A 13,475-nucleotide genomic window follows, 5' to 3' on the forward strand; every position below is an offset into this window, starting at 1 on the left:
AATCACACCCGCCATCGTGACGCAGTTCGGCGAAATCCTGCGAAGCAAGCTGTGCGGCCCAGACCCCAAACTCCGCCGCGAATATGTCAGGCTGTTGGTTGACCGCGTGGAAGTGGGAGATCGCAACATTCGCATATCCGGTCCGAACTCGGCATTGCAGCGCGCGCTGATTGCCTCCCAAACCCCCGGGGGGATGGTGCCCAAAGCTGAACGGAAGTGGTGCACCCGACTGGATTCGAACCAGTGGCCTTTGCCTTCGGAGGGCAACGCTCTATCCAGCTGAGCTACGGGTGCGTGGAAAGGTCCGCTATCAGTTTTGATGCAGCCGGCCAAGAGCAAAGGTAGGCCGCCCTCCGATTATTGGCGGGCGATGATTGGGGCGCGATTATTGGTCGCTCGGCTCTGCCTCTTTCTCCATCAGCCACCGGGCAGCGACGGCCGGGGCAACCGGACGATCCGGGCGATCCACCATCAGATTGGCCGCGCGCATCCGCTCGACCGGAATGGCGCCGATCAGCGGTTTGAGCGCCGCCATCAGCCGCGCATCCGTCTCGCGGCCGGGCGCCACCATCACGATGGCGTCATAGGGCGGGATGCGCTCCAGCGGGTCGGCGAGCACCAGCAGATTATCCGCCGCGATGCGCCCGTCGCTTGAAAAGGCGGAGATCACATCGACATCCCCGTCCTTCACCGCCCGATATAGGAAGGTGGATTGATACTCGCGCGTCCGGGCGAAGCGCAGGCCGTAGCCCTCGGTCAGCGACGTCCAGTCCGGCCGCGTGAAGAACTCGAAATCGCCGCCCATGACAAAGCGCGGGGCGTAGGGCGCGAGGTCGGCAATCGAGCGGATGCCGAGTTGCTGCGCCTTGTCGGCCCGCATCGCCAGCGCATAGGCATTCTCAAAGCCAAGCGGGCCGACCAGCGTCACGCCATGTTCGCGCTTCAGCCACTCCGCCATCTGCGCCAGCATCGCGGCGCGCCCCGGCTGATCGGTACGCCCCATCACATTGGCCCAGACCGTGCCGGAATAATCGACATAGACGTCCACATCGCCCTGCGCGAGTGCCCGGAAGACCACGGCCGATCCCAGCCCGCTGCGCACGGTGGCCATGCCGCCCTCATCCGCCAGCCGCTGGCCGATAAGATCGGCCAGGATATATTGCTCGGTAAAGTTCTTGGCGCCGATGACGTAACCGCCCTTCGTTGCCGGGGCGAACACGCTGGCCGCCGCCGTGGCGATGCCGAGGCACAGGATCAGCCCGCCGGCCCAGATGCGCCTGCGCGCGCGCCGGGCGATCCCCGTCTCGATCAAGCCGAGCAGTTGGTCCACGGCCAGCGCCAGCGCCGCAGAGACGCCGCAGCCGAACAGCACCCACACCCAATTCTCGGTCTGGAGGCCGGAGAAGATATAATTGCCAAGGCTCGTCTGCCCGACCGGCGTCGCCAACGTGGCGGTGCCGATCACCCAGACGGCGGCGGTCCGCACCCCGGCCATGGCGACCGGGGCGACCAGCGGCATCTCCACCTGCCAGAGGCGTTGCTGGTCGGTCATGCCGACGCCATGCGCCGCCTCGATCAGCGCCGGATCGAGCGTGGTGATGCCGGTGACGATGTTCCGCACGATCGGCAGCATGGAGTAAAGGGTCAGCGCCAGCAGCGCCGGCAGGAAGCCGAGCGCCGAGAAGCCCTGCCCGGTCAGCCGCAAAGAGAGCAGGGAGAGCGCCAGCAATAGGGGGTAGAACAGCGCCATCAGAGCCAGCCCCGGTATGGTCTGCACGAGGCTGACGAAGGAAAGGACCGGCCAGCGCAGTCGCGCGCTGCGGCTTGCGGCGATGGCCAGCGGCAGGCTGAGCAGGATGCCCAGCCCCAGCGCGGCCGCGCTCAGCAGCACATGAAAGCCCAGATATTCCGGCAGCACGCGCAAAGCGCTGGAGAGGGAGCTATCCATCGCTCAGTCGGTCCCGTCCGGCCCGGCCGCGATCAGGCGCCGGACCTGTTCCGCCTGCCGCATCGGCATCGCCATCAGCGCGCGCACGGCCTCATTGGGCGGATCGGTCAGCAGCCGGTGCGGGGTATCGTCGGCGATGATCCGTCCGCCCTCCAGCATGACGATCCGGTCGGCGAGCAGCACGGCCTCGAAGACGTCATGGGTCACCAGCACGGTGGTGAGGCCCAGCGTCTCGTGCAGGCGGCGGCAGGCGCGGCCGAGCGTGTCGCGGGTGATCGGGTCGAGCGCCCCGAACGGCTCGTCCATCAGCAAGATGCCGGGCCTTGCCGCCAGCGCTCGCGCGATCCCGACCCGCTGCCGCTGACCGCCCGAGAGCGCATCCGGCATGCGCGCGCCATAATCCTCGGGCAGTTCGACCAGCGCCAGCAGCTCGCCTACGCGGCGGGCGATATCCTGCGCCGGCCAGCCGAGCAGGCGCGGCGTCAGGCCGATATTCTCGGCGACGCTCAGATGCGGAAACAGGCCGATGCCTTGAAACACATAGCCGATCTCCCGCCGCACTTCATAAGCGGGCCGGTCATTCACCGGCTCGCCGTGGATGCGGACGATACCGCGGTCCGGCTCGATCAGCCGGTTGATGCACTTGAGCAGCGTCGTCTTGCCCGAGCCGGAGGCGCCCACGAGCGCCACGAAGCTGCCCGCTGTAATGTGCAGATCGACATCATGGGTGGCGAAGGTCCGACCGCCATCGAAACTCTTGGCAACGCTCTCCAGCGCGATCGCATCGGCTTGGCTCATCGGGGCATGATGGCGGCGCCAGGCGACAATAGAAAGCGAACTTTCCCCGGCCCGCCGCAAATGCGGCGCGATGCCAGCATCCCACAAACGAAAACGGAGGCCCTTGGGCCTCCGCTCACATCATCCCGCGGGATGATCGCTCGCCATCGCCTGATGGCTTTGGGCGCGTCACCGCACCCATAAGGCTTATGCCTCTTCGCGAGTGTCGCGACGCTCGGCGATACGCGCACGCTTGCCGGTGCGGCCACGCAGATAATAGAGCTTGGCACGACGCACGACGCCCTTGCGGACGACCGTGACGCTGTCCACGTTCGGCGAGTAGAGCGGGAACACGCGCTCAACGCCCTCACCGAAGCTGATCTTGCGCACGGTGAAGTTGGAGCCCATGCCCTTGTTCGAACGCGCGATGCACACGCCCTCGAAGTTCTGGACGCGGGTGCGGTCGCCTTCGACGACCTTCACGCCCACGCGCAGCGTGTCGCCCGGACGGAAATCCGGAATATCCTTAGAGATGGCGGCAATGTTTTCCGCCTCGATGGTCTGCAGCAGGTTCATCTGTCCTGTCTTCCTTCGTCTGCGTCGCGCGCCAGAGGCAGGTCAGTCCCGAGCGTTCCTGTAACGCTCCCAGAGGTCCGGCCTGCGTAACCGTGTGTCATCCTCCGCCCGTTGTTTCCGCCAGGCGGCGATCTTCGCATGATCCCCCGATCGCAACACTTCAGGGATCATACGCCCTTCCCATTCCTGGGGTCGGGTATATTGCGGATATTCGAGGAGGCCGTTCTCAAACGATTCCTCGACACCGCTAGAAGCCGCGCCCATTACGCCGGGAAGCAGGCGAATGCAAGCATCCAGCAGCATGAAAGCGCCGATTTCTCCGCCCGAGAGTATGATGTCGCCCATAGAGACCTGCTCGATCGGCCGCCCTTCGAACAGCCGCTCGTCAAAGCCCTCGAAGCGCCCGCATAGAATCGTGGCGCCCGGCCCCTCGGCCAGCGTGCGAACCCGCGCCTGCGTGATCGGCGTGCCGCGCGGCGTCATCGCAAGCACCGGCAGGTCCGGGCGCGCATCCAGCGCATGATCGACAGCGCGTGCCAGCACATCGGCGCGCAGCACCATGCCTGCCCCGCCGCCTGCCGGCGTATCGTCCACGCTCCTGTGCTTGTCCGTCGCGAAGTCGCGGATCTGGATGGGTGCGCAGGACCACGCCCCCTCCCCCAGCGCCCGACCGGCAAGCGAAATGCCGAGCGGCCCGGGAAACATCTCCGGATACAAAGTGAGGATCTGTGCGGTGAAGGTCATGATTCAAAAGCGATCAGCGGGATTTGGGACGTGCGGGACGATCGGCGATACACACCAGAAATTCGGCCTCCCCACCGCCCAGAAGCGCAGAGAAAAGAGACTTGACCCGCAGGAGACGTTTCGCGACCGGCCAGCGCCTCGTGCGCAGCCCGCGCGTCCGCATGATCTCTTCCGACGCGCCCACCATGAAATTGAACTGCCGCGAGCTGGGCTTGGCAAAAACCTTGGCAGACCGCAGACCATTGCTGACCGCGAGTTTTCTCAGGGCGCGCCTGGTGAACAGATGCAGATGCCGGGGCGTTTCCAGCCCCCGCCAATGTTCGCCAAAATGGCGGTGCCCTAGCGCGTCGACGTTCGGCGTGATCATCACCAGCCGCCCGCCGGGTGCGAGCAATTCACTGCACCGCGCGATCGTGCGACCCGGCTCGGGCACATGCTCGATGACATTGTCGAGCAGGATGCCGTCGAACCTTTTCCCATCGAATCGCGGATCGAAAATATCGGTCGCGAACACCTGTGCGCCGCGCACCTGCGACGCCACGGCGACCGCCTGTTCATCGAAGTCGATGCCGACGGCGCTCCAGCCCGCCTCGACGATGGACCGCAGGAAACCACCGGACCCGCAGCCGACATCCAGCATGACGCCGGGCGTGCGATGCGCGAAGTAATTGAGGCCCGACTGGTAATGATGCTTCCACCAGGGCAGCAGGCCCAAAAGCCGATAGCGCAGAGACGGCGCATGCGAGGCGGCCCCCTCCGGCGCCACGATCACCGGCGCCTGGTCATGGGTATGGTAGGATTGATAGAGCGTCGCCAGGCTCTGTGGCGTTGGCATGGGGTCGATCCATCCCGAGCCGCAGTGCGGGTTCCGACAGATCCTCAGCCCCCAGCGTCCCGGCGCGCCGAACATCGGATCGCGCAGATCGCGATAGTGCTGAGTGCCCGATTCGCCGCACAAGGGACAATCCGGCGCGGGCAGGCAGCCAATACCCTCATTGTCCAAAATAATCGCGTTCATGCGGCCCTGCGCTCTTGGAGGTGATCGATCGAGACCGATCCATGTGGGCAAGCAAGAGGCCCGTCCTCATTCGCCGAAGCGGAATGTCCTGTCAGTCTGCAAGGAAAAGACTGCTCAGGACAAGTCTTTCCTCGTTCCAGTCGAGCACCGCTTCCGGCTGCATGGGGACCATGAACCGTTTTCCGCCGGGCTTCTCGATTTCGATGACGTCACCGGCCCCGAAATTCTCGACAGCCACGACCGTCCCCACCGCTTCAGCCGATTCGGCAACGCAGGACAGGCCGATCAAATCGACATGATAATATTCGCCGGGTTCGAGCGGGGGCAGCGCTGAGCGCGGAACGGTGAGTTCCACGCCGCGCAAGGCTTCGGCGGCATTGCGGTCGGCAATTTCCGCAAAGCGCGCGACGGCGCCATTCGGGCCATCGCGCACCGTCTTGAGCGTGAGGGTGCGACCGCCCGCCTCGAAGCTCTGGTAGCGCTTCAAGCTCTCCGGCCCATCGCCGAAGAGCTTGAGACGCACTTCTCCCGTCACGCCATGCGCGCCGATGACAGCCGCGAGCGTGACGGGACGATCCACGGGCAAAATCAGCCCTCGGCCTGCTCTTCAGCGGCAGCCTCGGCAGCGGGTGCTTCCTCGGCGGGTGCTTCAGCAGCCGGCTCTTCAGCCGGAGCATTGGCGGCTTCTTCCGCAGCCTTGCGGGCTTCCTCGGCCTCGGCCAGCTTGGTGGCCTTGTCCTCGGCGCGGTCCTTGGCCTTCTGGCCCGGCTCTGCCTTGTTGGGGTTGTTGCGCGCGGCGCGCTCCTTGACGCCTGCGGCATCGAGGAAGCGGGCGACACGATCGGTCGGCTGCGCGCCGACGCTTACCCAGTGCTTGGCGCGCTCGGTGTCGAGCACAACGCGGTTGGCGTCATCCTTAGCGAGCAGCGGGTTGTAGCTGCCGATGCGCTCGATGAAGCGGCCATCGCGCGGCGAGCGGCTGTCCGTCACCACGATCTTGTAATAGGGGCGCTTCTTGGAGCCACCGCGCGACAGGCGAATGCTGGTTGCCATCTGTAACTTACCTTACCTTTCTACTGAACTCTGAACCTGAAAATCGTTGCGTTACTTCTTGAGAAAATTCTGAAAACCCGGCGGAAGCTTGGGCATGTCCGGCATCCCCGGAAGTCCCTTGAGGGCGCTGAGATCGCCCTGCCCCGCTCCCGGCGCACCGCCACCACCGCCGAGCAAACCGCCCAGCCCGCCGCCGCCACCGCCGCCTGCGAACATCTTGGCCAGTCCCTTGAGACCGCCCATTTTCTTGATCTTCTTCATGGCGGTTTCCATCTCCTTGTGCATCTTGAGGAGACGGTTGACGTCCTGCACCTGCAGACCCGCGCCCTTGGCCACGCGGATTTTGCGCTTGGCGTTGAGCAGTTCCGGGCGCTCACGCTCCTTGAGCGTCATCGAGCCGATGAGCGCATCGAGGTGAACGAGTGTCTTGTCGTTGACGCCGGCATTGGTCATCTGCGCCTGCGCCTTTTTGAGGCCGGGGATCATGCCCGCGAGCATGCCGAGGCCGCCCATGCGCTGCATCTGGCTGAGCTGCGCGCGCAGATCGTTGAGATCGAACTTGCCGGCAGCCATGCGCTTGGCGAGCTTGTCGGCATCTTCCTGCTGGATGGTTTCCGCCGCGCGCTCGACGAGGCTGACGACGTCGCCCATGCCGAGGATGCGCTGCGCAACCCGCGCGGGATGAAACGGCTCGATGGCATCGAGTTTTTCGCCGGTGCCGGCGAACTTGATCGGCTGGCCAGTAACGGCGCGCATGGAGAGCGCGGCACCACCACGCGCATCGCCGTCCATGCGGGTGAGGACGACGCCAGTCAGGGGCACCTGCTCGGTAAAGCTCTTGGCGACGTTGACGGCGTCCTGGCCGGTCAGGCTGTCGACGACCAGCAGGATTTCAGCCGGCGTCGCGACATCGGCGACCGCCTTCATCTCGTCCATCAGCGCCTGATCGACGTGCAGGCGGCCAGCCGTGTCCAGCATCAGCACGTCGAAGCCCTGCAGCTTCGCGGACTGGAGCGCGCGGCGGGCAATATCCACCGGCTGCTGGCCGGGCACGATCGGCAGCGTCGCGACATCGGTCTGCGTGCCGAGAACGGCCAACTGCTCCTGCGCCGCCGGGCGATTGACGTCGAGCGACGCCATCAACACCTTCTTGCGGTCTTTTTCCTTGAGGCGCTTGGCGAGCTTGGCCGTGCTGGTGGTTTTGCCCGAGCCCTGCAGGCCGACCATCATGATCACCGCCGGTGGCGTCACGTCGATCAACAACTCGCTGGTCTCGGCGCCCAATGTCTCGGTCAGCGTGTCGGAGACGATCTTGACGACCATCTGCCCCGGCGTAACCGAACGCAGAACGTCCGATCCCACCGCGCGCTCGGTCGCCTTGTCGACGAACGCGCGCACGACCGGCAAGGCGACGTCGGCTTCCAGCAGGGCGATTCGGACCTCGCGCATGGCAGCGCGCACGTCCGCCTCGGTCAGCGCACCGCGCCCCCGAAGCTTCTCGAACACCCCACCGAGCCGATCGCTCAGACTATCGAACATCACCACCTCATTGCGGCCGAAGCCGCTGAAAAACCAACCAAAACGCCGCAACGCACAAAGCGCCGGTGGGCGAAACCTCGCCGACCAGCGTCTATCCTTGGACAGTGAAAATCCAGGACTGTCAGGGCGCCCGGGCAGTTGGACAACCGCGCCGGAACAGCGGCTCCTTAACGAAATCCGCCGGTTAAGACAAGAAGGCAGGCATCCGGGCCTGTGCTGGACGCACGGAGAGGCCGAGTCAGAAAGGCTTTGGCAGGAATTTGCCGCTATCGCGCTTGCAGTTTGGAAATCCGCTCTTAGCTGCTATTCTGCGCGACAGAGCCAAGGAATGAGGGTGCAGTGGCAGCGGACGACGTGAATTCAGTTTCGGATGAGAGCGAGCCCACGCGGCGCTCGCTCAGCCGTCGCCATCTCCTCATGGGCGGCGCCATGCTGGCCGTGAGCGGCCTTGCCATCGCGCGCGAGCCGCATCAGCGTTACCGCGACCTCTCCGACAAGCAGTTTGAGGCCCTGTTCCCCAAGGCATTCGGCGATTGGAAGACGCTGCCCGTCAGCGAGCTCGTGCTGCCGCCAGAGAGCGACCTGGCCGACAAGCTCTATCAGCACATTCTCACGCGCACCTACGTCAATTCCAAGGGCGTGGGCGTGATGTTCCTGGCTGCTTACAACAGCAAGCAGTTGAACAACGTCCAGCTCCACCGGCCCGAAATATGCTATTATGCTGGCGGTTTCTCAATCGATCGCAGCGAGTCACTGGATTTGCCGGTTGATGTGGCCGGCCGCCAAATGATTATTCCGGCCCGGTCGGTGACGGCGGTGCTCGGCTCGCGCAACGAGAACATCCTGTACTGGACGCGGATCGGCCCCGACTTCCCGCAGAGCTGGCTCGCGCAGCGCATCGCGATGACCAAGGCCAATATCGCCGGCTATCTCGCCGACGGGTTGCTTGTCCGCATGTCGGTGATCGACAAGAATTACGATGAGTCCCTGCACAACATGCAAATCTTCATCGCAGACATGCTCAAGCATTCGGGCGAGCCGACCAGGGACATGGTCGTCGGCGACGCCTGATCCCCACGTCGCTAGAGCCGGCCTTCCAGCTCGGCGATCCCAGCCACCAGACCGGCTTCGAAAAGCCCGTTGCGAAACTGTGGCAGCATTAGCGTGTCTATGATCGCTTGGCAGTCATCGTCCGGAATGGCGGCGGCAAGGCCCTGCCCGACCGCGATGCGGACCAGCTGTTCCCTCGGCGCGAGCAGGATCACGATGCCTTCCGCTCCCGGCGCACCCACGGCCCAGCGATCGCCAAGCTCGCTTGCATAGCCGGCAATGTCCTGCCCATCGAGGGACGGCACCGTGACGACGATGGCCTCCCGCCCCGTCGCGGCCTGCAGCGCGACCAGCCGGCGCTCGATCTGGTGACGCTGATCGGGGGTGAACAGCGCCGCAGCGTCGGTCACCCAGCCATCGCGCGCGATCGGCAGGCTGGATGGGAGGACGATCTGGGCGGTCTCGGTCGGTTCACCGGCCGCGGCGGGCGCACCGATTAGCCCCGCCACGCACAGGGCCGCGATGCCAAGCGCGGAAAGCCCGCGTGTCAGGATCACCCAAGCACTTTCGCAAAGGCGGCAACACCGGCGCGCGGCCCATCAGGGTGGTTCCACACCGCGCCACTCACCGCGAGAAAATCGGCGCCAGCCTCGACCAACGGCGCTGCATTGTCGGCAGTGATGCCGCCGATGGCGACGCAGGGAATTTCAAAGATGGACGACCACCAGCGCAGCAGGTCCGGTTCCGCATGGTGGCTCACCTCCTTGGTGGTGGTGGGATAGAAGGCCCCGAAGGCGACATAATCAGCCCCAGCTTCCCCGGCTTCCATCGCCATATGACGACTGTCATGACAGGTCACGCCAATCTGGGCCGAGGGGCCGAGCATGCGCCGGGCCTCGCGAGGATCCCCATCCCCCTGCCCCAGATGAACGCCATCGGCGCCGAGGCGCTGGGCCAGCGCGATGCTGTCATTGACGATGAAGGCGACATCCCGCTCTGCGCACAGGCGCTGGAGCGGTTCGGCCAGCCGCGCGACTTCTTCCTCGCTCACGCCCTTGAGGCGAAGCTGAAACGCGGCGACGCTGCCACCGTCCAGCGCCTCGGCAAGGCGGGCGGCGAAATCCTCGCCGATCACCGGCGGGGAGATCAGGTAAAGCTGGCAGGGCGGAAGGCTGAGCGCCTGTGTGGTCTCGGTCATTCCGCCCCCATAAGCCCGGTGGCCGCGCGGTCAACCGGCGGCAGCGGAACCCGACAACGCCGCCTCGATCGCGGCAACGAGATCGCCATTGTCCGGCTTGGTATCCGGGGAGAAGCGCCCCAGCACCGTGCCGTCGCGCCCGACGAGGAATTTCTCGAAATTCCAGAGCAGTTCCGGCGGATCGTTCGGCGTGCGGTTGCCGCTTTTGAGGCGCTCGCGAAACGCGCCATCGTTGCGCGCCTCCGGCTGCGCCTGCGTCAGGGCCGCGAACAGCGGGTGCTTGTCCGGCCCGGTGGCGACCACCTTCTCGAACATGGGGAAGTCCACGCCGAAATTAGTCGTGCAGAAGCTCTCGATCTCCTCGTTAGAGCCCGGCTCCTGCCCCGCAAAGTCATTGGCGGGAAAGCCCAGCACGACCAGGCCATCGTCCTTATATTTGCGATAGAGCGCTTCCAGCCCCTCATATTGCGGGGTGAGGCCGCATTTGGACGCCACGTTGACGATCAGCAGCACCTTGCCGGCGTAATCGCCCAGCGACGCATCATCGCCCTTGATGGTCTTGAGCGGAATTTCGTCCAATGCAGTCGTCGTCGCGGTCATGGTCATCCTCCAGATGAAAAAGGGCAGCTCGCCCAAGATAGGGAGCCGCCCTTCCTCTGTCATCGGGTGGAGACCGCAGGCGGCGCAATTGGGCGCCGCCCCGTCGTGCGCGTCAGGCCGCGACCTTGTCCGTCGAGGCTTCGTAGATCTCGTCGATCGCGCTGGCGAGCGAGGCGTTGAACGCCTCATCGCTCATCTGATGACGCAGATCCTCCAGCAGAGCCCGGCTGAAGCTGGCGATCATGCCGCGATTCTTCGCCAGTTCGGCGCACGCCTCGGGGCGCTTGTAACCGCCCGAAAGCGCGACGACGCGCAGCACCTTGGGATGATCGACCAGCGGACCGAACAGACCGGCCTTCTCGGGAATCGAGAGCTTGAGCATCACCTGCTGACCCTCGGGCAGTGCATCGAGCGCCTTGAGGATTTCCTCCAGCAGGATCTGGTCGGCCTGCGCCCGCTCGGCGCTCTTGATGTTCACTTCCGGCTCGATGATCGGCATCAGGCCCGCCGCCAGCACCTGCTGGCCAATCTCAAACTGCTGCTTGACGATGGCGGCAATCCCCTCGCGGTTGGCGAGATTGACAACCGAGCGCTCCTTGGTGCCGAACACGCCAAGGCTCTTGGCGCGCTTAAGCAACGCGTCCAGCTCCGGCATCGGCTTCATCATCTGCACGCCATTGGCCTCGTCTTCCAGGCCCTTGTCGATCTTGATGAACGGCACGACGCCGCGTTCGATGAGCGCGGCCGGCGTCGGCTTGCCGTCCACGGTGCCGTCCATGGTCTTCTCGAACAGGATGGCGCCCAGCACCTTCTCGCCGGTGAAGGCGGGCGAGGTGATGATGCGGCTACGCATCTGGTGGATCAGGCCGAACATCTCTTCATCGCCCGAATAGGCGTTTTCTTCGATGCCATAGCCCTTCAGCGCCTTGGGCGTGGAACCGCCGCTCTGGTCGAGCGCGGCAATGAAGCCCTGCCCCTTGGCAATCTTCTCGGTCATGTCGGAGTCCTGCATCATCCTGTCCTGTTTTTCGAAGTGGTGCCAAAATCGGCGGTGCTGTGTGGCACGCCTATGCCGCGCCTGCGCCGCATATTGCAAGCCGGTCAACCATCTTGACGGGCGCACTGCCCGGAACGAAAGATGGTTGGAAGGGGGGACGATCGATGCGCTCAAAATTCGCGGCCGTTGCCGCACTGATTGCGATCATCGGCATGAGCGTGGCCCGGCCAGCCCACGCTCAAAAGATCAAGGTGGGCGACCTAGCGCCAGCGTTCACGCTGATGCTGGCTGATGGAAGCTCGGTTTCGCTGGCCGATCTCAAAGGGCAAGTCGTCGTCCTCAATTTCTGGGCGACATGGTGCGGACCATGCATCAAGGAACTGCCGACGTTGGACGCCTTTCACGACATCCTGAAGGACAAGGGGCTGCGCGTTTTTGCCGTGGCGACAGAAGATTCCGTGCCGCTCCCCAAGCTCAAGAAAATGCTGGCCGGGATGACCATCCCGATGGTTCGACGGGTGAAAGGCCCCTATCGCCATCTGGGCGCGCTCCCCACAAACTTCGTGATCGGGCGCGACGGACGCGTTCGTTATGCCGCCACCGGCGCCTTCGACCTCGATCAACTCAACCGCGTAATCATTCCGCTGATGAACGAGCGGGCGCCAACGGCTCCCGCTCGCTCGCGTTGATCAACCGCGCGTAAGCGCCGCGACGCCCGGCAGTTCCTTGCCTTCCATCCACTCCAGGAAGGCGCCGCCTGCGGTCGAGACGAACGAGAAATCCGCAGCCACGCCGGCATGATTGAGGGCGGCGACCGTATCGCCGCCGCCGGCAACTGACACCAGCGAACTTTCCGCCGTCAGCGCCGCGGCGGTGCGGGCCAGCGCAACGGTGGCCGTGTCGAAGGGCGTCAGCTCGAACGCGCCGAGCGGGCCGTTCCACACCAGGGTCTTGCAGGTCTTGAGAACGTCCGCCAGCGCCTCGACGGCCGCCGGTCCCACGTCGAGGATCATTTCGCCATCGGCCAGCTCGTTCACGTTGCACACGCGGTAGCTGGCCGGATTGGCCGCAAATTCGGTCGCGACGGCGACGTCATAGGGCAGGTGTAGGGTGCAGCCCGCTGCTTCGGCCTTCTCGAAAATCTCATTGGCCGTATCGACCAGATCATGCTCGCAGAGCGACTTCTTCACGTCGACGCCGCGCGCCGCGAGGAAGGTGTTGGCCATGCCACCGCCGATGATCAGATGATCGACCTTGGCGACAAGGTTCTCCAGCACGGCGAGCTTGGTCGAAACCTTGGCGCCGCCCACGACCGCCGCAACCGGCTTTTCCGGCTGGCCCAGCGCAGCCTCAAGCGCGTCCAGCTCCTTCTCCATCGAGCGGCCGGCAAAGGACGGCAGGCGATGCGCAAGGCCCTCGGTCGAGCAGTGCGCGCGATGAGCAGCTGAAAAGGCGTCGTTGACGTACATGTCACCCAGCGCGGCCATAGCATCGGCGAGCGCCGGATCATTCTTTTCCTCGCCCGCATGGAAGCGGGTGTTTTCCAATATGGCGATGTCGCCACCGCGCATCACCGCAATGCCGGCAGCCGCCGCTTCGCCTTGGCAGTCGGGAATGAACTGCACGTCGCGACCCAGCACCTGGCTCAGCCCGCGCGTCACAAGGCTGAGCGAGAGATCGGGCGACTTCTGGCCTTTGGGGCGACCGAAATGCGCGAGGATCAGCACTTTCGCGCCCCGGTCCGCCAGTTCCAGCAGCGTCGGCACCGCAGCCCGCAGGCGGGTGTCGTCGCTCACCGACCCTTCCAACATCGGCACGTTCAGATCCTCGCGGACCAGCACGGCCTTGCCGGCGATATCGCCCATGTCGTCCAGCGTCTTGAAGGGTTTGGCCACGTCGTCACTCTCCCATGCGTGAATCGGGCCGAGCGTGTGTGAACATGCCCGGCCCGAAGAAATGTCAGCGGTGGTCCGCA

The 13,475-nt window shown here is 64.9% G+C and carries 15 protein-coding genes and 1 tRNA gene; 2 read left to right on the forward strand and 14 right to left on the reverse strand.

Annotated features, from left to right (window positions below):
- Positions 1-217: 217 nt before the first annotated feature.
- The 9 genes from M2333_RS08155 to ffh form a co-directional block, all read right to left on the reverse strand.
- Positions 218-294: transfer RNA gene (locus M2333_RS08155), tRNA-Arg, on the reverse strand.
- Between the two features lie 91 nt (positions 295-385).
- Positions 386-1,948, reverse strand: coding sequence for an ABC transporter permease/substrate-binding protein (locus tag M2333_RS08160; protein WP_264611433.1), 1,563 nt, complete (start codon positions 1,946-1,948; stop codon positions 386-388).
- Positions 1,949-1,951: 3 nt separating this feature from the next.
- Positions 1,952-2,746 carry an ATP-binding cassette domain-containing protein gene (locus M2333_RS08165; RefSeq protein WP_264611434.1) on the reverse strand — a complete coding sequence of 265 codons (795 nt, stop codon included), beginning with the start codon at positions 2,744-2,746 and terminating at the stop codon, positions 1,952-1,954.
- Between the two features lie 186 nt (positions 2,747-2,932).
- Entirely contained in the window at positions 2,933-3,301 is a 369-nt protein-coding gene (gene rplS, locus M2333_RS08170) for a 50S ribosomal protein L19 (RefSeq protein WP_181559181.1), read from the reverse strand.
- 42 nt (positions 3,302-3,343) lie between these two features.
- Positions 3,344-4,045, reverse strand: a complete 702-nt coding sequence (gene trmD / locus M2333_RS08175) for a tRNA (guanosine(37)-N1)-methyltransferase TrmD (RefSeq protein ID WP_264611435.1) — start codon at positions 4,043-4,045, stop codon at positions 3,344-3,346.
- A gap of 13 nt (positions 4,046-4,058) precedes the next feature.
- Positions 4,059-4,955 (reverse strand): class I SAM-dependent methyltransferase, encoded by an 897-nt coding sequence (locus M2333_RS08180; RefSeq protein ID WP_264611436.1) that lies wholly within the window; start codon positions 4,953-4,955, stop codon positions 4,059-4,061.
- A gap of 199 nt (positions 4,956-5,154) precedes the next feature.
- A complete protein-coding gene (rimM, locus tag M2333_RS08185) occupies positions 5,155-5,649 on the reverse strand; it encodes a ribosome maturation factor RimM (protein WP_264584644.1) in 495 nt (164 codons plus the stop codon).
- Positions 5,650-5,651: 2 nt separating this feature from the next.
- The gene (rpsP, locus tag M2333_RS08190; RefSeq protein ID WP_264584643.1) at positions 5,652-6,116 is read right to left on the reverse strand and encodes a 30S ribosomal protein S16; all 465 of its coding nucleotides are present in this window, start codon (positions 6,114-6,116) and stop codon (positions 5,652-5,654) included.
- Between the two features lie 51 nt (positions 6,117-6,167).
- The gene (gene ffh / locus M2333_RS08195) at positions 6,168-7,655 is read right to left on the reverse strand and encodes a signal recognition particle protein (protein WP_264611437.1); all 1,488 of its coding nucleotides are present in this window, start codon (positions 7,653-7,655) and stop codon (positions 6,168-6,170) included.
- 339 nt (positions 7,656-7,994) lie between these two features.
- Between ffh and epsI the strand changes: the two genes are divergently transcribed.
- On the forward strand, positions 7,995-8,726 hold the full coding sequence (gene epsI / locus M2333_RS08200) for an exosortase-associated protein EpsI, V-type (RefSeq protein ID WP_264574804.1): 732 nt from the start codon (positions 7,995-7,997) through the stop codon (positions 8,724-8,726).
- 11 nt (positions 8,727-8,737) lie between these two features.
- Here epsI and M2333_RS08205 read toward each other — a convergent pair whose 3' ends face one another.
- The 4 genes from M2333_RS08205 to M2333_RS08220 all read right to left on the reverse strand — a co-directional run bounded on the left by M2333_RS08205 (position 8,738) and on the right by M2333_RS08220 (position 11,515).
- Positions 8,738-9,262, reverse strand: coding sequence for a TPM domain-containing protein (locus M2333_RS08205; protein ID WP_264611438.1), 525 nt, complete (start codon positions 9,260-9,262; stop codon positions 8,738-8,740).
- Positions 9,259-9,903: a thiamine phosphate synthase gene (gene thiE, locus M2333_RS08210; protein ID WP_264586876.1), complete on the reverse strand. Its 645-nt coding sequence runs from the start codon at positions 9,901-9,903 to the stop codon at positions 9,259-9,261. Before thiE ends, M2333_RS08205 begins: the two co-directional genes overlap by 4 nt.
- 30 nt (positions 9,904-9,933) lie before the next feature.
- The gene (locus tag M2333_RS08215; RefSeq protein ID WP_264611439.1) at positions 9,934-10,503 is read right to left on the reverse strand and encodes a glutathione peroxidase; all 570 of its coding nucleotides are present in this window, start codon (positions 10,501-10,503) and stop codon (positions 9,934-9,936) included.
- A 112-nt stretch (positions 10,504-10,615) separates the two neighbouring features.
- Positions 10,616-11,515, reverse strand: coding sequence for a fructose bisphosphate aldolase (locus M2333_RS08220; protein WP_181561363.1), 900 nt, complete (start codon positions 11,513-11,515; stop codon positions 10,616-10,618).
- Positions 11,516-11,664: 149 nt separating this feature from the next.
- Here M2333_RS08220 and M2333_RS08225 point away from each other — a divergent pair, with 149 nt between their 5' ends.
- Complete coding sequence (locus M2333_RS08225; protein WP_181559171.1) at positions 11,665-12,189, forward strand: TlpA family protein disulfide reductase; 525 nt, start codon at positions 11,665-11,667, stop codon at positions 12,187-12,189.
- On the opposite strand, the gene M2333_RS08230 is transcribed toward M2333_RS08225, so the two are convergent.
- Complete coding sequence (locus M2333_RS08230; RefSeq protein ID WP_264579317.1) at positions 12,190-13,395, reverse strand: phosphoglycerate kinase; 1,206 nt, start codon at positions 13,393-13,395, stop codon at positions 12,190-12,192.
- Positions 13,396-13,475 lie beyond the last annotated feature (80 nt).

This window comes from Sphingobium sp. B11D3B, from assembly GCF_025961735.1.
In the GTDB taxonomy this organism is placed as follows: domain Bacteria; phylum Pseudomonadota; class Alphaproteobacteria; order Sphingomonadales; family Sphingomonadaceae; genus Sphingobium.